Annotated in this window: 19 protein-coding genes, 1 pseudogene and 1 CRISPR repeat array; of the genes and pseudogenes, 18 read left to right on the top strand and 2 right to left on the bottom strand. The window is 45.2% G+C overall.

The genetic code is table 11. The annotated features are described in order from the left end of the window. Positions 1-5 precede the first annotated feature (5 nt). Positions 6-2,069, top strand: coding sequence for a TIGR03986 family type III CRISPR-associated RAMP protein (locus ABH897_RS00815; RefSeq protein ID WP_404590965.1), 2,064 nt, complete (start codon positions 6-8; stop codon positions 2,067-2,069). A gap of 508 nt (positions 2,070-2,577) precedes the next feature. After that, a CRISPR array of direct repeats spans positions 2,578-4,451; the repeat unit is 33 nt; unit sequence GTCGCACTCTGTATGGAGTGCGTGGATTGAAAT. Positions 4,452-4,555: 104 nt separating this feature from the next. On the opposite strand, the gene ABH897_RS00810 is transcribed toward ABH897_RS00815, so the two are convergent. Continuing rightward, complete coding sequence (locus tag ABH897_RS00810; RefSeq protein WP_404590963.1) at positions 4,556-4,678, bottom strand: hypothetical protein; 123 nt, start codon at positions 4,676-4,678, stop codon at positions 4,556-4,558. Positions 4,679-5,137: 459 nt separating this feature from the next. Here ABH897_RS00810 and ABH897_RS00805 point away from each other — a divergent pair, with 459 nt between their 5' ends. Further along, the gene (locus ABH897_RS00805; protein ID WP_283655712.1) at positions 5,138-5,713 is read left to right on the top strand and encodes a hypothetical protein; all 576 of its coding nucleotides are present in this window, start codon (positions 5,138-5,140) and stop codon (positions 5,711-5,713) included. A gap of 24 nt (positions 5,714-5,737) precedes the next feature. Beyond that, positions 5,738-5,917, top strand: a complete 180-nt coding sequence (locus ABH897_RS00800) for a hypothetical protein (protein ID WP_134912084.1) — start codon at positions 5,738-5,740, stop codon at positions 5,915-5,917. Between the two features lie 75 nt (positions 5,918-5,992). Here the strand turns inward: ABH897_RS00800 and ABH897_RS00795 are convergent, their stop codons facing one another. Then, on the bottom strand, positions 5,993-6,481 hold the full coding sequence (locus tag ABH897_RS00795; protein ID WP_283655713.1) for an ArpU family phage packaging/lysis transcriptional regulator: 489 nt from the start codon (positions 6,479-6,481) through the stop codon (positions 5,993-5,995). A 272-nt stretch (positions 6,482-6,753) separates the two neighbouring features. Here ABH897_RS00795 and ABH897_RS00790 point away from each other — a divergent pair. The 15 genes and pseudogenes from ABH897_RS00790 (at position 6,754) to ABH897_RS00720 (ending at position 20,309) form a co-directional block, all read left to right on the top strand. Continuing rightward, positions 6,754-8,171 (top strand): annotated as a pseudogene (locus ABH897_RS00790) (helix-turn-helix domain-containing protein). A gap of 297 nt (positions 8,172-8,468) precedes the next feature. Next, positions 8,469-8,630 carry an aspartyl-phosphate phosphatase Spo0E family protein gene (locus ABH897_RS00785; protein ID WP_200893535.1) on the top strand — a complete coding sequence of 54 codons (162 nt, stop codon included), beginning with the start codon at positions 8,469-8,471 and terminating at the stop codon, positions 8,628-8,630. Between the two features lie 43 nt (positions 8,631-8,673). Beyond that, positions 8,674-8,868 (top strand): hypothetical protein, encoded by a 195-nt coding sequence (locus ABH897_RS00780; RefSeq protein WP_044649082.1) that lies wholly within the window; start codon positions 8,674-8,676, stop codon positions 8,866-8,868. Positions 8,869-8,999: 131 nt separating this feature from the next. Then, positions 9,000-9,374, top strand: a complete 375-nt coding sequence (locus tag ABH897_RS00775) for a DnaJ family domain-containing protein (protein ID WP_404580243.1) — start codon at positions 9,000-9,002, stop codon at positions 9,372-9,374. 132 nt (positions 9,375-9,506) lie between these two features. Further along, positions 9,507-12,041 (top strand): ATP-dependent helicase HrpB, encoded by a 2,535-nt coding sequence (hrpB, locus tag ABH897_RS00770; RefSeq protein WP_404580244.1) that lies wholly within the window; start codon positions 9,507-9,509, stop codon positions 12,039-12,041. A gap of 152 nt (positions 12,042-12,193) precedes the next feature. After that, positions 12,194-12,790: a general stress protein gene (locus tag ABH897_RS00765; RefSeq protein ID WP_404590961.1), complete on the top strand. Its 597-nt coding sequence runs from the start codon at positions 12,194-12,196 to the stop codon at positions 12,788-12,790. A gap of 189 nt (positions 12,791-12,979) precedes the next feature. After that, positions 12,980-14,152: an acyltransferase gene (locus ABH897_RS00760; RefSeq protein WP_404590959.1), complete on the top strand. Its 1,173-nt coding sequence runs from the start codon at positions 12,980-12,982 to the stop codon at positions 14,150-14,152. Positions 14,153-14,320: 168 nt separating this feature from the next. Continuing rightward, positions 14,321-14,959 (top strand): CatB-related O-acetyltransferase, encoded by a 639-nt coding sequence (locus ABH897_RS00755; protein ID WP_404590956.1) that lies wholly within the window; start codon positions 14,321-14,323, stop codon positions 14,957-14,959. A gap of 248 nt (positions 14,960-15,207) precedes the next feature. Next, on the top strand, positions 15,208-15,570 hold the full coding sequence (locus ABH897_RS00750; RefSeq protein ID WP_014281229.1) for a replication termination protein: 363 nt from the start codon (positions 15,208-15,210) through the stop codon (positions 15,568-15,570). Positions 15,571-15,589: 19 nt separating this feature from the next. Next, complete coding sequence (locus ABH897_RS00745; protein ID WP_404590954.1) at positions 15,590-16,594, top strand: Gfo/Idh/MocA family protein; 1,005 nt, start codon at positions 15,590-15,592, stop codon at positions 16,592-16,594. Positions 16,595-16,837: 243 nt separating this feature from the next. After that, positions 16,838-18,046 carry a DNA glycosylase AlkZ-like family protein gene (locus ABH897_RS00740; protein WP_283657836.1) on the top strand — a complete coding sequence of 403 codons (1,209 nt, stop codon included), beginning with the start codon at positions 16,838-16,840 and terminating at the stop codon, positions 18,044-18,046. A gap of 467 nt (positions 18,047-18,513) precedes the next feature. Continuing rightward, positions 18,514-18,891: a DivIVA domain-containing protein gene (locus ABH897_RS00735; RefSeq protein ID WP_044645601.1), complete on the top strand. Its 378-nt coding sequence runs from the start codon at positions 18,514-18,516 to the stop codon at positions 18,889-18,891. 100 nt (positions 18,892-18,991) lie between these two features. Beyond that, on the top strand, positions 18,992-19,426 hold the full coding sequence (locus tag ABH897_RS00730) for an Rrf2 family transcriptional regulator (RefSeq protein ID WP_283655721.1): 435 nt from the start codon (positions 18,992-18,994) through the stop codon (positions 19,424-19,426). Between the two features lie 23 nt (positions 19,427-19,449). Then, positions 19,450-19,953 (top strand): metallophosphoesterase family protein, encoded by a 504-nt coding sequence (locus ABH897_RS00725; protein WP_404590952.1) that lies wholly within the window; start codon positions 19,450-19,452, stop codon positions 19,951-19,953. 29 nt (positions 19,954-19,982) lie between these two features. After that, positions 19,983-20,309 carry a (2Fe-2S) ferredoxin domain-containing protein gene (locus tag ABH897_RS00720; protein WP_283655723.1) on the top strand — a complete coding sequence of 109 codons (327 nt, stop codon included), beginning with the start codon at positions 19,983-19,985 and terminating at the stop codon, positions 20,307-20,309. Positions 20,310-20,432: the final 123 nt, after the last annotated feature.

Here is a 20,432-nt window from a genome sequence, read left to right as displayed (position 1 = left end):
GTGAAATGAAGTCAAATCAGTATCAGGGAGTAGCTCCAGAAGAGCGATTTATTAATCCCTATAATTTTGTTCCTTTAGAAGCTCAATGTGAGCGACAACCTATAAATGCCTACAAAGAGGGAAAGGAACTTTACTCGGGTTATATAGATTGCTCAATGCATCTGAAAACGCCTATATTCATTCCAAATTCTTCAGGAGAATGTGTCTTAAGTAATATGAAGAGCAAAAATGATGATAAATATGAAAAGAGCTATGATTTCTTTTCTTATGATGATTTAAGCCATTGTAAGCCAGGAGATCGAAAGGAAGTATATAGCGTACCTGTCATTCCTGGTTCAGAGATTCGTGGTGTGGTGAGAAGCGTATTTGAGGCAGCGTTTAATGGGTGTCTATCTACCATAGATACTGGGCGAGTCCTGCACCGGCGTTCAGCGGCAAATGATGTTAAAAAGCCTGGTATATTAAGATATGACACAGATCAAGAAAAATGGTTCGTTTATTCGTGTGATCGAATCATGTTGAACAGGCGGTTTGATAAACTCGACAAAAAAGATAAACATAAACACGGCAAATTTATGAGCAATGAGGAATATAATGGTTATGATGAAGGTCAAAAAATTTATTTTAAAAAGTCTGATAATGAGTATGACAATAAATATTATATGCCTTATGTAGTTGATGATTTTTTTGTAGGGGAACCCACCCAGGACATGGATAATTTATGGCAGGAGGGATATTTACACAAGGGTGAACCTTTTGGAACGAAAAAGCATCACGAGTCCGTGTTTTATTTTGAAACAAAGAATATTAGCAAGAGGCTGACGGTGGATGAGAAGACATTAGACAATTTTCTGGCTGTCCTGAATCTTTATGAGGAAAATAATAAAGAAAAAAAAGAGGGTTCACCTCATACCGGATATGCAGCCTATAAAAAGCAAACGTTATCCAAAATAAAGAATAAAGAAGATATCCTTGTGTTCTATTCAGCAGCAAATGGAAATCAAGCTCAATATCTATCACCCTCTATGATCTCACAACAAGTATATTATACAAAAATCAAAGAAATGCTGACTAAAAATGGTGGTTATGAACCGTGTGAAGATCGTCATTGTGTGTGTCCGGCTTGTGCGCTGTTCGGTATGATCCCTCCAGATGAGCAGAACACAAGGAGCCGTACGGCTAGGCAGGCTCTAGGCTCAAGAGTTAGATTTACAGATGCAACCCTATTGGAGTCGAGTCTGTTGAAAGAAAGAAAAGATTACTATCGCGGGGATATTCGTTTGCCAGCGATGGGAGAACCCAAACCTGGGGCCGTGGAGTTTTATACAAAAAAACCGTCGGATTATCAAGAGGGAGCGCTATTTTGGACATATGATTATTGGGTTAAGAAGGAAGGGAAAACAAGGACACCAATAAAAGATTCAGCATTTGGTATTCGCGGACGGAAATTCTATTGGCATAGTGAGAATTGGAAACAGTACAAAGACAAATTACATGGTATATCGACTGAATTTCTGAAAGAAAATATAAATACAAATATGACTGTCGGCGTTCGCCCTCTTAATCATGAAAAGTGTCCAGCTTTTCAATTTAAGGTGTACTATGAACATCTGACATGGGATGAATTGAATCAATTAAAGTGGAGCCTTGATTTTAATGATTCGGCTTGTTCACACAAGATTGGGCGAGGTAAACCCTTGGGTTTTGGAAGTATACAGTTAAAAATTGAACAAGTCATGCAACGAACTATTGATTTACAAACAGGAGAATGGTTCATGAAACAATTCCCTGATACATGTCGTGAGGAGTTGCCTGAAAGTGATGCTATGAAAGATTTGAAGCTTATTACAGGTTGGGAGAGCAAACCCACGGCTACAATTTCGTATCCACAAATAAGATTGGAGAGAACGACAGAGCCTAGAGAACAGCAAAACAATGTAAATGAAGAGGCTTCACATAGATGGTTTACTGAGAACGCGAAGCGTGATAAGAAAGTTCTACCCACTATACAAGAAGAAATGTCGGCTAATGAAGCATCTAATTGGCTAAAAAAGATAAAGGTAAAATAAAAGACAAAACGTAGTAAAAACGACTATAATACTAGGAGATAGTCAATATATTTCGAGGTGAGAATGTGAAGCTCACATGAAAATCCTGCGAGCTTCGTACCCCAGATTTGTCGAAAACATGTCGATTGAGGTACGCTAAATAATGCTTAAATAGGGTCGATATGAACCATGATCTTGTAATTTTAATTACGTATAAATTAGAAGAGTTGATCGATTCAAAAGAAGTCAGCCTTCGATACCGCAATTTAGGAGATAACTAAAAAAAAGAAAGTAGAGTATGTGAGGGAAAAAGAGTCTTTCGATATGGAAAGCCTGCTGATTCTGTAAGGTGCGAATGTGAAGCTCACATAAAAACCCCGGATCCTTCGCACCTCGAAATTTGTCGAAAAGAAATGTAATCAGTTCAATTCGGTAAAAGTCAAGGGTGGATTCAAGCTTTTTTGACATCGTTTTTTGCGGAAATGTGTGAAATTGATATCAATAAGGTATGAATTGCTGCATTTTCGCTGTCGCACTCTGTATGGAGTGCGTGGATTGAAATCCTATAAGGGGGAGCGGGTCGAGGTTCTTGTCGAGTCGCACTCTGTATGGAGTGCGTGGATTGAAATATAGCTGGCGGTCGTCGCGGCGGTGTTGGATTTACGTCGCACTCTGTATGGAGTGCGTGGATTGAAATGCAGACAATTACAAGCTGTATAAAGATGGCGTGTCGCACTCTGTATGGAGTGCGTGGATTGAAATCATTGTAATTGGCAACGAATCAACAAGAACATATAAGTCGCACTCTGTATGGAGTGCGTGGATTGAAATAATATCAAACATATTTTTTACAATAATTTGCGTATCGTCGCACTCTGTATGGAGTGCGTGGATTGAAATTAGTGAGCTTTTGGAACCGTCTTTAGTACGGATACCAAGTCGCACTCTATATGGAGTGCGTGGATTGAAATTTCCAAATGGTCTCAGGGACTTCTTCAATCGTTGCGTCGCACTCTGTATGGAGTGCGTGGATTGAAATCGCTGTGGTATATCCATATCATGTAGAGCGTTGCGTCGCACTCTGTATGGAGTGCGTGGATTGAAATAATAACTAAATGATATTTATCCAGCAGTAATTTAACGTCGCACTCTGTATGGAGTGCGTGGATTGAAATAGGGACTCGTGTAGGAGCGATAATAGTGATGGACAACCGGTCGCACTCTGTATGGAGTGCGTGGATTGAAATACAACCGTAACATTTGATGTATTGAAATTTGTATTTAGTCGCACTCTGTATGGAGTGCGTGGATTGAAATATCGCGAGTTTGTTAAGAGCAAGCTACTGACAAGCGTCGCACTCTGTATGGAGTGCGTGGATTGAAATCCCATCATCATCCTCACCTGTATTAAGGGATAGAAAGGTCGCACTCTGTATGGAGTGCGTGGATTGAAATTTCTAATGGCACAAAAGCAACTTCTCTGTACCCCTGTCGCACTCTGTATGGAGTGCGTGGATTGAAATGGTTGTAATAGTTGATGGTTGATGTTTAGGCTTGCGGTCGCACTCTGTATGGAGTGCGTGGATTGAAATGTCCTAATGAACGGATTGAAGCAAGACGCGAAATGTCGCACTCTGTATGGAGTGCGTGGATTGAAATTGCGATACTGGATCAGTAATGCTAATTGTTATACGTCGCACTCTGTATGGAGTGCGTGGATTGAAATAGCTTGAACAGCGGCTAGAATGTCATGAGTTGCACTTGTCGCACTCTGTATGGAGTGCGTGGATTGAAATCACGTTCCACGGCCCCGATTCAAATCCCCATTTAAGTCGCACTCTGTATGGAGTGCGTGGATTGAAATACCTCCCTCCGGGTAGTCCTGAGTCATTTCAGATAGTCGCACTCTGTATGGAGTGCGTGGATTGAAATAACCGGGTTTTGAATGTCAGTAATGGTCAAAGTTGTCGCACTCTGTATGGAGTGCGTGGATTGAAATCGGATTGGCGATGGTGTTTTCTTTACAATTACAGTCGCACTCTGTATGGAGTGCGTGGATTGAAATAGGTAGGTGGCAGTAGTCTCGGCTAGTTGGCGCCAGTCGCACTCTGTATGGAGTGCGTGGATTGAAATCATTGAGTTGTACTTTTCACGTTCTTTTTTTCTGGAGTCGCACTCTGTATGGAGTGCGTGGATTGAAATGTTCTAGCTGATTGGCAAGAAATCGGAGAATAGCATGTCGCACTCTGTATGGAGTGCGTGGATTGAAATACCTCATCCAGTATATCTGGCTTGTTGGTGTCGGTCGCACTCTGTATGGAGTGCGTGGATTGAAATTAAGTATTCATATTCATCATCCTTTCAGGTGAAGTCGCACTCTGTATGGAGTGCGTGGATTGAAATTTCATATTGGGTTATAAAAAATTAGTAGCAGAATCGTCGCACTCTATATGAGAGTGTGGAATGACTCTGGTGAAGCTTGGTTACAGAAGCTCTGCTGCTGCGAGCTACTTGAGCACTGGGGGCGTAGCGATGAGCGGGCCTTTCGACCTGTTGCCTTTAACATAAGCCTTGACCTCGCGGGTATAGTAAACGACGCCTTGACCCTCAACAACTGGATAGCCGCTCATGTCATCAGTTAGTGAAGTTTGTACATGTTTGCCAGTGCTGCTTGGCATGTTTCTCATCGTGAAGATGCAGGATGCCTTCTGAATCCAAAAATGCGAAAGGTGGTAGTGTAGTAGACATGGTTCATGTCCTCCTAATATGGTATTTCGAAAAATCAAAAAGGCCGGCACATTGGCCGACCTGATCACCAAGGCTCGAAAGATGCGGTGTGTTCCTTATTTGATTTTCCATGATACAAATTTACCACAGCTAAAGTCTAACGAACGGCCATCATTCGGTCATAAGTCATTCAATAAACAGTCACTTTTCATAGACTATAATAACCATTTATTATTCAAATGCTATAAATAGCTATTCTTACAACAAAAATCATCTACTATATCCCTCTATTTTACAAAAACATATAATTCATGTTAATATATTGATGAATATACCAAATTTATGAAGAGAGGATTGATTTTATGCAAAAGTTTAAGCAATTGGGTATCGCGTCATTATCAGCTCTTATGTTGTCATCGTTTACACTTCCTGCTTTCGCCAATGCTCAAGCTGCAAACAACGTAGAATCTTCTATAACTTCAGAGACTAAGATTGACTTGGAAAATGGAATTGTTGATGAAAGAGTAGAGCAAGAATTAAGACAAGTTGATTATGATGACCTTTTCAAAACTGTAGGCACTAATCTTGGACTGGTCGATACTCAACGTCCATCTGGAGAAGTAAGTACACAAGGCTGGAGATCAAAGTTCGCAAAAGAAGTAGCGTTAGAATTAATTTCTAAACTAAAGAATATTGGATCACGTGCTTGGAATGAACAGATAAAAATTTATGTAGATAAGATACCGCTTTTGACCGACGGTGCAAAAGAAACTTTGAAATATTATCTTGGCTATCAAGTAATAATGCAAGCTTTGGATATCATGGTAGATTTCACAGGCACAGCAGAGGATGGTCTTGCTTACGCCTTAAAATATGTTGGATTGCCTGCATGGTTGGCCGAACCCGCATCGAGAGCAATTGTCTTCTTCCTGCTGTAAAACCGAACAAAAGGGGGACTAAACGTGTACATACTCGCATTGATTATACTTATTACTACAGGTTTGGTATCCATTGCTGATATTCTGTTCGATATAAAAGATTCAGGTGAAGGAATCAGGTTGATGGTTAAAACTTCACAGGCTCTATTTTTCTTATCATTGTTGTTTTTTGTAGTAAAAAGCGGTACCAAGAAAAAAGACTGAAATCATCAAACATAGAACAAGGGTGGAGTTGATATATTTTATCAACTCCACCCTTGTTTGTTATGGTAACCTGGCTTAACAAACAACTTCACTTCCATAGTTTGTTTGTTCTTTAATCACTTCCAGTCTCAATGCAGCAGCTAAAATGCTTAATGCCTCGATCTTGATCCTCCTAAACGTACTCTCGCTCATTCCCATCTCCCCGCAACTTATATAATCAAATTCAGCCTCATTGTCTAAATAGCTCCGCTGAATAACCTCTCTTTGTATACTGGACAATTTGCTCATTGCAAGCTCCAACAGCCGATCTTTAGCCTGAAGCTTTGCATCTCTATCCACGTTGTAAATGGCGATGTCCTCCGTCTGCTTACTGATTGCATTGGTAGACTGATGTTCTCTATATGAATAGGCTTGCGTAATTGCCGCCTCGCGCCGCACAAAATTAATCTGTCGATACTGCCGAACTATCTCCAGATATTCCTCCACCGCAAGGCGGGTGGCTTTCTCATCAATCGGCAGAATGTTAAAAGTCAGTTGTAAGTTGTTTTTTCTTCTCTTCCCCATTATCGCTTTCCTCTCACCATTGACCCTCGCGAGCCTGGCCAAGGAATGCGGGGGTTGTTTGTATAGTATTCAAAACCCGTGTGAAATTTTTCCATGGTCTATTAAATTCCACTCCTCTCGTTCGTGTCACCATGTCCTTTTTGGACAACTTATGCCAAAAGTAGTTTTTTCATATGAGTTGCAAAAAAAATGTTGACAGTTGTTAATTTTTGGACAAAAATAGAAATTTATCTTTAAAATTATGGAATTTTTATGTGAAGGGTGGTTATGACTTGAAGCATACACCTACGATTTTAGCGGAGTTTGAAGAGTATCTAAAACAAAACAACTTGACATTGGCTCAATTTGCGGAATTTTCAGGTGTTCATCAAAGAACACTTAGTAATTGGATTACTCAACATCGTCCTGTTTCAGTACAACAGCTTGACCGAATCACGTTGGCTATGGGATTACCGGAGGGCTATTTTTACGAACTATACATAGAAAATTACATCATCGACCTTCCCCCGAATTGGCGGCGAATCGAGCCACTATTATATCGTTGTGGAGAGCTGGACAAGCTGGATGCGATCCGTCGAATGGTTGGACATATTATGGACAGTCCGTTGTATTCGCCCAGACTATATGACATTGCGGAAGCGCTATTTGCACAGGGACGACATGCTGCTGCGTTGCTGCTCTATGAGAATGTAGCAGAAGTGGAAAAATATCAACATTCTGAACGCTTGGCAATCTGTCAATATCGTATATTCACAATTCAGGTTGGAGACGATCAGAACCGAAATCTCAAGGCAGCTACGCTATTTGAACCCTTTATTGAACGGTTGGATGAAATAGTTCAGCTTGATGCATTGAAGGATTTGGCGAATGTGTATCGTTCTTTGCGTCAGTGGGACAGGCTGGATGCAACAGCTCGAAAAATGAGAGATAAAGCGGAAATTCAATATAAGATGAAGCATCGGCAGAAGAAACAAAACGTGAGGAGTCTAAAAAGAAAGCAAGAAACCCGCTATTCGGATACATTGCTTATGCGGATTTATTGTGTGCCAGTGTCTGTGAAGCTCAAGGCGATTACCAACAAGCTCTACAATTTACATACGCCTACGCAGATTTGGATTGGGTCATAGAGACGGACGAGGGTACTCAACACTGGGTTAACTTGTTCAAGCATTGGTCACAAGCCAATGCTAGAGTGAATAAGCTTTTATCCGGAGATATCAATGTATTAAATGATTATGTTGAATATATGGGTGCGTCGTCAAATACAACTGCTGAAGATAGGGTTACCCAACTACTGAACATTATGATGGTGGCTAACCGATATCAGGTCGATGTGGATGACATACTCCAGCGTTTCGAAATCGAGATTGACTCTATTTCACAGCAACCGTCATCTGCTGATATGTATACTCAACAAGTAATCCCAGAGCAGTCCGCACGTTTGAGCTATGAGTTGGCCTATTATTTTTTGTATCGGGGTATGTATAATGATGGACTTAAACATTTGTGGTATTCCATTCTAAAGTGTCATACACTAAATAATGAGACTTATATTATAAACTGCATGGGTCTGTTCTTGCATTTCAGAATGAACTTAGCTCCTGAAGGGAAGACACAATTCCTAAATTTTATTGAAAAGGTGTGGTTAGACAATGTTGAAAAAAATGCTCCTTTTGATCGTCATAACTAGCTTTTTGTTTATTCTGATTGTGCCGGATCAAGCTCATAACCACTACCTCAGTATTCAGCCTAATGACCAACATGGAGGTTATTAAACGGAAAAATAACAAACAACACCCGCTAACCTTACGGCTGGCGGGTTTGTTTGTTGAGGGAGTTTCGTAACCTTTACAAAATGAACATAGATCCACATAAAGTGCCTCTGGAGTGTTCCAGAAGCACTTTTTTTGTTGAGCGTATGATTAAAAAATCCAAAAGTTGACGTTTTGCATTAGGATATGACACAGAAGGGGGAATCATGCTGATGATGAATCAAGGTGTGACTTTACTTCGTGTCGAGAGAGCCAGAAAAAGACTGTACCAAGTCCAGAAAAAATACGGATTTTTAACGCATCCCAAAGTGATTGAACAATCCAAGAAACTGGATGATCTTTTGAATCAATACCAAACGTGCAAATTAAAATCTTAACGAACTTATAATTAGAGTAAAACTTAACCTGGAGGTCATAAAGTTGAATAAACGCAATGCTGTAACCCCTTTTGGGTGGAAAATCAAACAAAAGCTGGTTGAGAAACAAATTGACCAGAAAACATTTTGTGAGACATATCATATCCCCCCTAGCCGATTGTCCAATCTCATTCACGGAACACGTAGGGCCAAGAAACATAGAACACAAGTATCCCAATTGCTTGGAATAGAAGAGTAATCCCTCCCCTCTTTCCCTTTTTCCCATGAATGCAGGACATCTTCTGGAGATTTATGCTACAGTGACGAAAGACCCCATTTTTATGATCCAATATGGTTGTACATATGTTTATACAGGAGTTGAGTTGACCTATGGGAATGTTCTCCAGAATGGCCGAGCAAAAAATTACCGAAGCCATGGCAAAAGGCGAGTTTGATAATCTGTCAGGGGCGGGCAAGCCGCTGGTTATTGAGGATTTATCACATGTGCCAGAGGAGCTGCGTATGTCGTACAAGCTGCTGAAAAATGCAGGCATTTTACCAGAGGAGCTTCAACTGCAAAAGGAGTGCGTCCAGCTACGCGATTTGCTCCACGCTTGTCGTGAGTCGGGAGAGCAACAGCGCATTCGTCGCAAGCTGACTGAAAAATCGCTTCGTCTACGTATGCTGCTGGAGGAAAGAGGGCTGAATACTTCGTCTGTATTTTATGAATATGAGCTGGCTGTGCGTAAGCGGTTGGAGGGATAGAAGCGGAGCTTCGTCATTCAAACCATAATAACTACAGGTAGTGAAAAATTCACAATAATAAAAGCAAATTCGTTGTTCATATAGAAACAACACTTAGATTCTACGCATCTGCGTATCATTGGAGAGATTTCATTGACAGATACAGATAAACAACTGCCCATCATTCAAATTATACCCGAGCTTAAAAATGCGCTGCAATCCCATTCGGCTGCGGTATTGATTGCACAGCCGGGCGCAGGCAAGACGACAGTTACGCCACTTGAATTGCTGCACGAGCCGTGGCTGGCGGGGCAAAAAATATTGATGCTGGAGCCAAGGCGCTTGGCGGCACGTGCAGCAGCGGCGCAAATGGCGAAAGCGCTGGGAGAACAAACCGGGCAGACGGTGGGCTACCGGGTTCGCATGGATACAAAAGTAGGGCCGAATACGCGGATTGAAGTGGTTACGGAGGGCGTGCTGACCCGGATGCTGCAAAATGATCAGGCGTTGGAGGGGATCGGTCTGATCATTTTTGATGAGTTTCATGAACGTAGCCTCCATGCAGATTTGGGCTTGGCGCTTGCGCTGCAAAGTCAGGCATTGTTGCGGCCTGATTTAAAAATATTGATCATGTCCGCGACACTGGAGGCTGAGCCTGTATGCCGTCTATTGGGGGACGCTCCATTGCTGGAATGTCCCGGCATGGTATTTCCGGTAGAGACGTTTCATTTGTCCAAGCCTTCATCGAACCCATTAGAGTCCTTTACGGCAGAGACGGTAGACAAGGCCCTTCATGCTCATGAAGGCGATCTGCTGGTATTTCTCCCAGGGGCCAGAGAAATTCATAGAACGGAACGTGAGCTGGCTTCAAGGAATCTTCCTGTACATGTCAAGGTGATTCCGCTGTACGGCAGTATGAAGCTGGAGCAGCAGGATGAAGCGATACGCCCGTCGGCTTCGGGCAGCCGAAAAGTCGTATTGGCAACCTCGATTGCCGAGTCCAGCTTGACGATAGCCGGAATTACGGTAGTGATAGACAGCGGGCTGTCGCGGGAATCCGTTTTCTCCGCGCGAACCGGCATGAGCCGTTTGACCACCGTTAAGGTGTCCAAAGCCTCCGCCGATCAGCGGCGCGGCCGGGCGGGCCGCCTTCAGCCGGGCGTGTGCTACCGGCTGTGGAGCGCGCAGGAACATGCCGCGCTCCCCGATGCCAGCCGACCGGAAATCGCAGCGGCGGATCTGGCCCCGCTCGCGCTGGAGCTGGCCGCCTGGGGCGTCCGCGAGCCCGCCGAGCTGGCCTGGCTGGATGCTCCGCCTGAGGCGGCGTACCGCCAGGCCACGGGCCTGCTGCGCCAGCTCGGCTGCCTGGATGCCGCAGCCGATAGCACGGCAGGCGGCATCACCGCACACGGCCGCGAGGTGTCCGCCCTGGGCGCGCATCCGCGCCTCGGGCACATGCTGCTGCGCGCGGCCAACCTCGGCCTGGCGCCGACCGCCAGTCGCCTTGCTGCGCTGCTGCAAGAGCGGGACCCGTTCCGCACCCATGGCGGAACGGATTTGCGCCCGCGGCTGGACGCACTGCGCGAGGCGGCTCACGCCCGCAGCACGCACAGCCTGCTGCGGGCGGCAGACGATACGGTGATTCGCCGTATCGTGCAGGAGAGTCGGCAGCTATTAGCCACGCTGCCGAAAGCAGCCGCAGGGCAGGACGAGCCTGACGGCTCCGGGGCCTGCGGGCTGCTACTGGCCTTTGCGTATCCGGACCGAATCGCGCAGGGCCGGGGGGATGGCCGCTTTTTGCTGAGCGGCGGCCGGGGTGCGCGACTCCGACAAGTGGAGTGGATGTCGCGTTCGTCCTATCTCGTCGCCGCCGAAGTGGACGACGAGGGGGCAGACGGTGCCATTCAGCTCGCGGCCCCGATTGAACTGCAAGAGCTGATCGAGCATTGCAGCGTATTGCTGCTGGAGAAAGCCAACGTATACTGGGACAGTGCAGCGTCAGCAGTAAGAGCCCGTAAGGTATTACAGCTCGGCGCACTCGTTTTAAAGGAAACGTCCTATGAGCGTTCTCCGACAGAGGAAATCGCTGCCGCCTTGATGCAGGGTGTGCGTGAACGGGGTCTAAAGCTGCTGTCCTGGAATCGGCAAACCCTCCAGTTGCAGGCGCGTTTGATTTTTATGCATTTCTCATCGCCCGAGGATTGGCCAGACAGCACGGAACCAGCGTTACTGGATTCACTGGACTCGTGGCTGCTGCCCTTCGCCCTTGGAGCCAAAAATGTATCCGATCTGCAACGGCTGGACGGTGTCGCCTTGCTGTTGGGCAGACTGGATTGGGAACAAAGGCAGCAGCTTGAGCAGGAAGCGCCGACGCATATCCGTGTGCCCAGCGGCTCCCGTATTCCTGTCGATTATTCGAATCCCGAGGCGCCCGCGCTGGCAGTGCGGCTACAAGAGTTGTTCGGTATGCGAGATACGCCGCGTATTGGACGCGGACGCGTGCCGATCGTGCTGCATCTGCTGTCACCTGCGCAACGACCTGTACAGGTAACTTCCGACTTGTCCAGCTTCTGGAGCGAGGCTTATTTTGAAGTCAAAAAGGATCTAAAGGGCAGATATCCCAAGCATTATTGGCCGGATGATCCACTGGAAGCTGTGGCGACCAACAGAACGAAGCCCAAGCGTTGAACAGCAGCTTTTTTATGCGAATTTTTGGTTTGAAATGAAGCTCTGTTTTCGTTCATCGGCTTTTTGAATTTTCGTAAAATCGTTTAAACGTCAGGACAGCCGGGTAATGAAAGACGAACCACTCAAGACCAAAATATTGGGAGGTAACTACCATGGCTAATAACTTAAACAATTATAACGAAAAGAAAATTGTCGGCGTTTTTGATACAGAGCAGGAAGCATCTCGTGCGATTGGACAATTGCAGAGCAGAGGAATTTCAAGCAGTGAAATTTCCGTCATCACACGTGACCGTGACGAGCTGAGGACGATTAGTGAAGAGACAGGCACCAAAGCACCGGAGGGTGTAGCGACAGGCGCGGCGACAGGCGCGGCTACAGGCGGTGTTGTAGGCGGGGTCGCTGGCTTGCTGGCAGGCATCGGGGCCTTGGCTATTCCGGGCATCGGACCTATTGTCGCTGCTGGACCTATCGCGGCTACCCTTACCGGAGCGGCTGTCGGAGCGGGAGCAGGTGGCTTGGTCGGTGGACTGGTCGGGCTGGGCATCCCTGAAGATGATGCGCGTCAATACGAGACCTACGTCGATCAGGGCAAGATTTTAGTGCTGGTGGACTCCGCTGATCATCGCAGGGATGTGTATGATATTTTCCGCACCAACCGTTCTCTGAATGCGGATCGTTACAGAACGTATGATGCTACGGTAGCGGATACCCGGACAGATGCGTACACAGATACCAGAAGGAACCTGTAACTTTATAGGTTATTTTTACAGCAGCAGTCTCCCCGAAAGGGAAGGCTGCTGCTTTTCCATATGTATGCTCGTTGATAAACCAGAGATAAATGAAGCTTGCTTGCATTGGCACGTTTATCCTTCTGTGTATTTTTACAGAATTGTCGTTATAATAGACTTATATATTGCTAGATGTAACAGGAGAGTGACATGAGTCAAAAAGAGAGAATTTCCGAAGTCGCTTTGCTAAGAGGGCTGGCGTTTGCCGCCGTTGTTCTTCAGCATTCCGTCGCACATTTTGCGGTTGCGCAGGGGGCGCGCATCCAGGACGGAGTTTTGATGACACTTTTACTGCTGTGTTCCAAATTTGCGGTTCCCGTGTTTGTGTTTATCACCGGGATGGTGTTATTTTACAATTATGATGGAGCTTTAAAGTACGGAACTTTTTTACGTAAAAGGTTCATGGACATCATCGTGCCTTATATCATATGGTCTCTTTTATACGAATTGGGAAATCAGCTTGTTCAAAGCGGAGGGCATCTTCACCCGCTAGATTTTTTCCAGAAGCTTTTGAATGGGAAAAGCAGCTATCATCTGTGGTATATCGTGATGATTATCCAGTGTTATGTGCTATTTCCAGTGTTTCGTTATGCTGTCCGCCGTTTGTCAGCGTTATTGCCGTCAGCATGGCGACCCGCTGCATTGGCTGGAGTCGGCGTGCTGTACATCATGCTCATGTTCGCAGTGGGGCCGATGTACCGATTGATGGATGGGCTCCAGCTTTCGGTGGTTACTTCCTGGTTCACCATCTATGCTGACCGTAATGTGATTTACTTTTTCTTTTATTTTGTGCTAGGCGCGGCAGCCGGGATGAATGTCCGGCGCTGGAATGCTTGGGTAACCAAGGCTCAAATCATATACTGGCCGTTGTTTATTGTAATTACAGGCTACTTGCTGTATGAGATGATCGGTCTGTTTCAGACGCCGAGAGGCACGGTTCTTTCCTTTAACTACTTGTCTCTGCTGCGTCCGGTCATGGCTGTATATTGTGTCACGTCTATTTTTGTTGCTTACCGTGTGGCGACGTGGATCGCTCATAAGGGCGGGCGTGTGGCGGGGTTGCTGACTGCCATCGGGACGTTGTCCTATGGAGCGTATCTGATGCACGCCTTTATGCTGCGTGTCACGTACTCTTTTGACGAGGCGTTGTTTGCAGACTGGAGCCTGATTCTTCGCACACTGGCTTCGTTTGTCCTTTGTATGGTCTTTTCCGTTGTGGGCACGTGGCTGTTGGCACGTCTGCCTCTGGGAAAATGGATTGTGGGGCTTCGGATTCGTCCACGCCCGGCCGGAGGTCCGCCAGCCTTGCATAAGCAAGCCTGATTGGGTAATCCCAATCACATATTTTCTCAAAAAGTATCCCGAAGCCCATGTAACTAGGCCAAGGGATATCTTTTATTTTCTCCATTTGTTTAATGGTATGCATACTGTTAGACTTGGACGTGCCTTTTCATTTAAGGTGAATCTATAACATTATAGGGGTGTTGCTAAATGAGTGGTCCAGATCCAGGAAGCGTTTTCCCGATGAAAAGTATTAGAAGTCTGTGTTTTTTGAAAAATGTAGTGGTTAATCCACATATCGAAATCGGGGATTATACCTATTATGACGACCAACATAATCCTCTGGATTTTGAAAAAAACGTCCTTTACCATTTTGATTTTATAGGGGATAAATTAAAAATCGGTAAGTTTTGCTCAATTGCAACCCGGGCCAAATTTATTATGAATGGTGCAAATCACAATACAAATGCATTTACCACTTTTCCTTTTGGAGCGTTTGGTGGAGAGTGGGAAGTTGGTTTACCCAATTTAAGTGGAGGTTTCAAAGGGGATACCGTGGTTGGGAACGATGTTTGGATAGGCTACAATGCTACCATTATGCCTGGAGTCCATATAGGAAATGGAGCGATCATTGCATCCAATGCCGTGGTGACTAAAGATGTCTTGCCTTATTCTATTGTAGGTGGAAATCCGGCAAAATTAATTCGTTATCGGTTTGACGAGGAAACGATTGAACTACTCAATACACTAGAATGGTGGAACTGGGATATCCAAAAAATAACAGAATGTATTCCTGTTTTGACAAGTAACGATACGGATGCCTTAAAGAAATTAAGTAAGTCATCGTAATCTGTAACTCTATTTTTTTAGTCTTAATTATATTATTTCAATATATGAAAAATTCATAATAGAAAAAGATAGATCACAGACCGCCACTTCGCCGACTATCTCACAACGCTTTATTTTATATCTCCCGCCAACTTCAAACAGGTCACAAGGAAGAGCTTGAAAATCCCCCTATCATTAGTGTATAGGCGCTGAGTGGTTTATAATGGAAGGTAAGATATAAGAGAATGGTGTGAAGAGGAGGCCGTGAAATGGCGTTTATGATATCCCAGCGGGCTTTTATCAAAATTTATCTGATCACAATGGTGGAGAAGCATCGCGGTTATGGATATCAGATGCTCGAATCGATGAAGGATGAGTTTAGTGGCTTTGGATATGTTCCGCCTCAGAGTGAGGTCTATCGGGCGCTGCACGAGCTGGTGCAGGAGGGCGTTTTTTACCGTACCAAACGGTTAAAAGGAACAGATCCCCGCGTAGATTTTCAGGAAATTGTACTTTATCATTTTACAGATGATGGGGAGGAGAAAGCGCGACTGTACAAGAAGCAGGTCAAAACCGATTTGGACCGTTGCTTAGGTATGCTGCACAAAGCGGAACAAGACAACTATTCCTGACCACGAAAGGATGAGAATGATGGGTAGAAAGCTGAAATGGGGAATTTTAGGCACTGCGGAGATTGCCAAAATTGCTGTAATTCCGGCAATTCAGCAATCCGAACGCGGAGAAGTACTTGGGATTGCTAGTCGCAATGCGGATAAAGCCGCTGAGGCCGCCCAGGAGTTCGATATTCCTAAAAGCTATGGAAGCTATGAGGAATTGTTGGTTGATCCTGAAATCGGGGCGGTGTACATCCCGTTGCCGAACCATCTGCATGAAGAGTGGACGATCCGGGCCGCGGAAGCGGGGAAGCACGTTTTGTGCGAAAAACCATCCTCTCTTAGCTCAGCCGGGACAAGCCGCATGATTGAAGCCTGTAAAAGTGCAGGAGTCATTTTTGCAGAAGCTTTTATGTATCGCTATCATCCGAAGCATCGAAGAATTAAGGAAATTATCAATAGCGGGGAAATTGGTGACATTCGCGGCATGCATTGCACATTTACGTTTAACAATGCCGATCAGGCAGATAATGTACGCTTCAATAAAAGCATGGGCGGTGGATCGTTGTACGATGCAGGCGTATATCCGATTTCGGCGGCCCGTATGTATTTGGATCGGGAGCCGGAGGCGGTGACAGTACATGCTTTATTTTCACCAGAGCATGACAATGTGGATATGATGGCATCCGGCCTGCTGGAATTTCCGGGCGGGGTGAACCTTACCTTCGATTGTGGCATGTGGGCAGCAAACCGTTCCAATATGGAGGTTCTGGGTAGCAAAGGGACGATTGCGATGCCTAAAATGTTCGGCTGGGAAAGATCATCTGTCGTCCCGCAAATTTTCGTCCATGTCGGTTCGGTTACACGCGAGGAAAGACTTAAAGGTTACAATTCCTTTGAGCTACAAGCGGATGCTTTTGCCAAAGCGGTGCTTGACGGTGTTCCGTTGCCGTATGAACCCGAAGACGCTGTAAGCAATATGAAGGTGATCGACGCTTGTATCGAGTCGTCCCGCAGCCGGAAACGGGTAGAGATCGGATAAACCGGATAAACAGTCCTCAGAAAGCGTAAAAAAGCAGCCTGTCACAGGGACAAGCTGCTTTTTTAGATGAACGAATACATACGCTACAGGTAAGTGTAAATTATTCAACAAATTACATATGTTCAACGTAATCTTTGACATAACATTTGGCGGCTGTGGCAGGCTAATTGGACGTACTGTATTCTAGGACCGCCGTCGCGACTCGATCAGTATGAGAGACAAGAAGAGAAGGAAGGAAAGGTCATGGAGGAGATTCAAGTATCCCAGGAAGAGATGCGAGCGTATCTGCTCGCCTATCAAGGATTGACGTCACTGAAGCCCCTAGCGGACGAAGTGGTTATTGTCGATTTTATCAAAAAAGTAGGGTGTATCCAATATGATCCTCTTAACATGGTCGGCCGTAATCCGGATCTTATGCTGCAATCCCGATTTAGCAATTACGATCCTGTGATACTGGAACATCTGTTGTACGGCAAACAAAAATTGATTGATGGCTGGGATAAAATGATGTCGATCTATTCGGTAGAAGACTGGCCATTTTTCCAAAGACTCAGGGCTAGTAAGGTGAGAGAGATGGAAGGAATATTGGCATATCGACAGTCGCTGGAAGCTATTCAATATGTGGACGAGGTCAAAATGTTTATAGAGAGTCACGGTCCCGCCTCACCTCTGAAGTTGGATTTAGGAAATGCGAAGAATGGACGATGGGGGCATGGCAAACTGTCCAGCGCAGCGATGGATTACATGTGGAACGCAGGAACTTTATCGGTTAAAGAGAAAAAAAACACCCAGAAAATATACGATTTAACCGAGAAGCTTTTGCCCAAAGAAATTCTGGACCAAATAGATCCGTTCGAGAATGATCATGATTTTTATAAATGGTATTTCAAGAGAAGGATTGGAGGTATTGGAGCCTATTGGGATCGGAACGGAGGAGGCTGGCTGGGCCATTTCGTCTCGGATAAGCCTTTGAGAACTAAAATTTTACACGAATTGTTTGAAGAGGGTGAACTGAGCAAGGTCAAGGTGGCAGGTATAAAGGAAACTTTTTATATGAAAACTGAGGATGTTACATTTTACAACCATATGAAATCGGATTTTAACAAGACGGTCCATTTCCTTGCTCCGCTCGACAATCTGTTATGGGATCGGAAATTAATCAAAGATCTCTTTCATTTCGAATATAGCTGGGAAGTATACAGGCCAGTCTCCATGCGAAAATACGGGTACTATGTTCTTCCTGTTCTTTATGGAAATCAACTTGTCGCCCGATTTGAACCGGATATGCATCGGGGGACCGAGCCACTGCGGATCAAGAATTGGTGGTGGGAGGAAGGGTATGAGGTAACGGACGCGGTGGTAGAATCGGTAAGAGAAGCCTTGCAGGCGTTCTGTTCTTATTTAAAGGCGGACGGGTTATCCCAGGATTCCAGCCTCAAGATTATCCAATAACTGGGTTATATGCCCTACCAGTTCTTCCGTACAGAAAGCAATGTCTTGAAGCTCTCTTTGGTGCAGGACTAGAGACACGTTGGAGTAATGTTAAGAAAATCTTATCATTGCCGTACCCTCTGAGCGGGTGCGGGCGTTTCTGTTGGGCGACATTATTCGAGGAAATGCTTGAAAGGGAGTGCTCTATAGTTGATTCCACCTTCTATCGAGTACTCTGCATCGCTCATGTTTTGGTCTAGGGACTTTGTAAAAACTAGATAATGACACAGTGAATTGAGAATGGAAGAATAATATCAAATTCACTTGAGGTGTTCTAAGTATAGGCTGAAGGTTGGATTTAGTGGCGCATTAATCGCTTCTTTATACTTTTCTATACCCGCTCACAGGACTGGGCAATCAGCAGAGACTTTTATTCCCAGCCTAGAATGTGATATAAAAAGAATAGTGTGTTAAGGAGGGAATAACCGATGGATGAACATATGAAGCGTCGTCTGGAAAAGCAAAAGCAGTTGTTTAAGCAACTGGGGATTCAGCTGGACGCGCTCTCCATTCATGAAAAACAGTTTAAAAATAAAATGCGTGGCTATGATCCTGATGAGGTGGACGCCTTTCTGGATGAAGTGATAAAGGATTATGAACGCTTCTATGCGAACATAGCCGATCTGATGGACAAGTGGCAGGAGCAGCAGGCAACCATACGTGATTTGAAAAACGCACCCAAGCCTGCCGCCGATTATAACGCACTTGACCGACGCCAACTGGAGGACATCGTTAAGCAACTGGAGTATAGCGTCCGCCAGCTAAAGGTGCGAGTACGCCCTGAAAATGACTATTTTCCGGAGTAAGGCGCAGTAAGCGCTGTGTCGGTGCCTCTCATTGTGGTATGATGGGACTATGCATGTGTACACAAACATTTAATGAGGCACACATATAAAGGTGGTTAACATGAGTACCCATTTTTCCGTTAGTATCCATTGTCTGCTTCTTCTGGCTGAAGGAGCGCCGGAGCGGATGACTTCGACACTTGTCGCTTCCAGTATCAATACGAATCCGGTGGTTGTGAGAAGAATCATGAGCCGACTCAAGCAAGCCGGTCTGGTTGATTCCTCACCAGGAGCACGCGGCTTTCGTCTGAGCATGTCCAGTTCCAATATTAATCTTAAAATGATATATGAAGCGACCAAAGACGACGGCCCGCTGTTCGCTATCCATGGTGACAGCAATCATAATTGCGAGGTAGGCAAGAACATCGACGCTTTGCTGGACGGATTATATACCTTGGCAGAGCAGAAAATACAAGCGTTTTTCGAGACAGTAACGCTGCGGGATCTGGAGCAGGCGCTTCAGCAGCGGGTTGGGCAGCAGAGTTCATCCGTGTAAAGACGCCGGTAAGGAGAATTGCAATGAAAATCATCGTACTTTCAGATACTCATATGCCGCACCGAGGCAAAGCGCTTCCTGGTCGGCTTGTACAGGAGCTAAAAGACAGTGACCTCATTCTCCATGCCGGAGACTGGACGGACTGGTTCGTATTTGAAAGGCTGTCCGAATTTGCACCTGTGCAAGGGATTGCCGGAAACAATGATGGAGTAGACATCGTAGAGCGTCTGGGCTATCAAAGAATCGTTGAAGTCGAGGGTAAACGGATCGGTATGGTTCACGGTCACGGCTGGCGCGGCTCGACAGAGAATATCGCGTTGAATACGTTTAAGGGAGAAACACTGGATTGCCTGATTTACGGACATTCGCATATTCCGGTTGTCAAAAAGTTGGACGGCCTGCTTGTCCTCAATCCCGGATCTCCGACAGACAAGCGCGGCGAGGACGAATATTCATTTATCGTGCTGACGATTGAAGCCGGGCAGATGGAAGCACAGCTTGTACTTTATCCAGATAAGCATGAATAAACCAACAACCGTTGATTAAAGGGGAAGCTATGGCTATTTTTGAATTGGAACCGATGAAGCATCATGTGTTGATCTGTAATGGAGGCACGTGTATGCGGCATGAAGGTGAAGAAGTTACACAAGCAATTCGGGATGAAATCCGTGAACAAAACGCAGAAGCTTATATTCATACGACCAGAACTCGTTGTAATGGCCGTTGTCACGATGCTGCGGTTGTTATCGTATACCCTCAAGGGGACTGGTATGGTCAGATGACGCCTGCTGCGGGCACAGAACTGGTGCAGAAGCTTGTTGCAGGAGAGAAGCTGAAACCACATCTTTTTCATGAGTGTACAGGGGAATCCAGTTCACAATAATTCAACAATAAACTATAAACAAGAACGTGAGTAGAGAAAATCTTTGCGGAGATTTTCTTTTTTTGCGTTTAATCCCTGACCTGAAAGGTAAAAGTATACTGTGGACACCAATCCGATAGGGAG

Source organism: Paenibacillus sp. RC73 (assembly GCF_044908085.1).
In the GTDB taxonomy this organism is placed as follows: Bacteria; Bacillota; Bacilli; order Paenibacillales; family Paenibacillaceae; genus Paenibacillus; species Paenibacillus terrae_A.
This window is presented reverse-complemented; position numbering and strand designations above follow the sequence as displayed.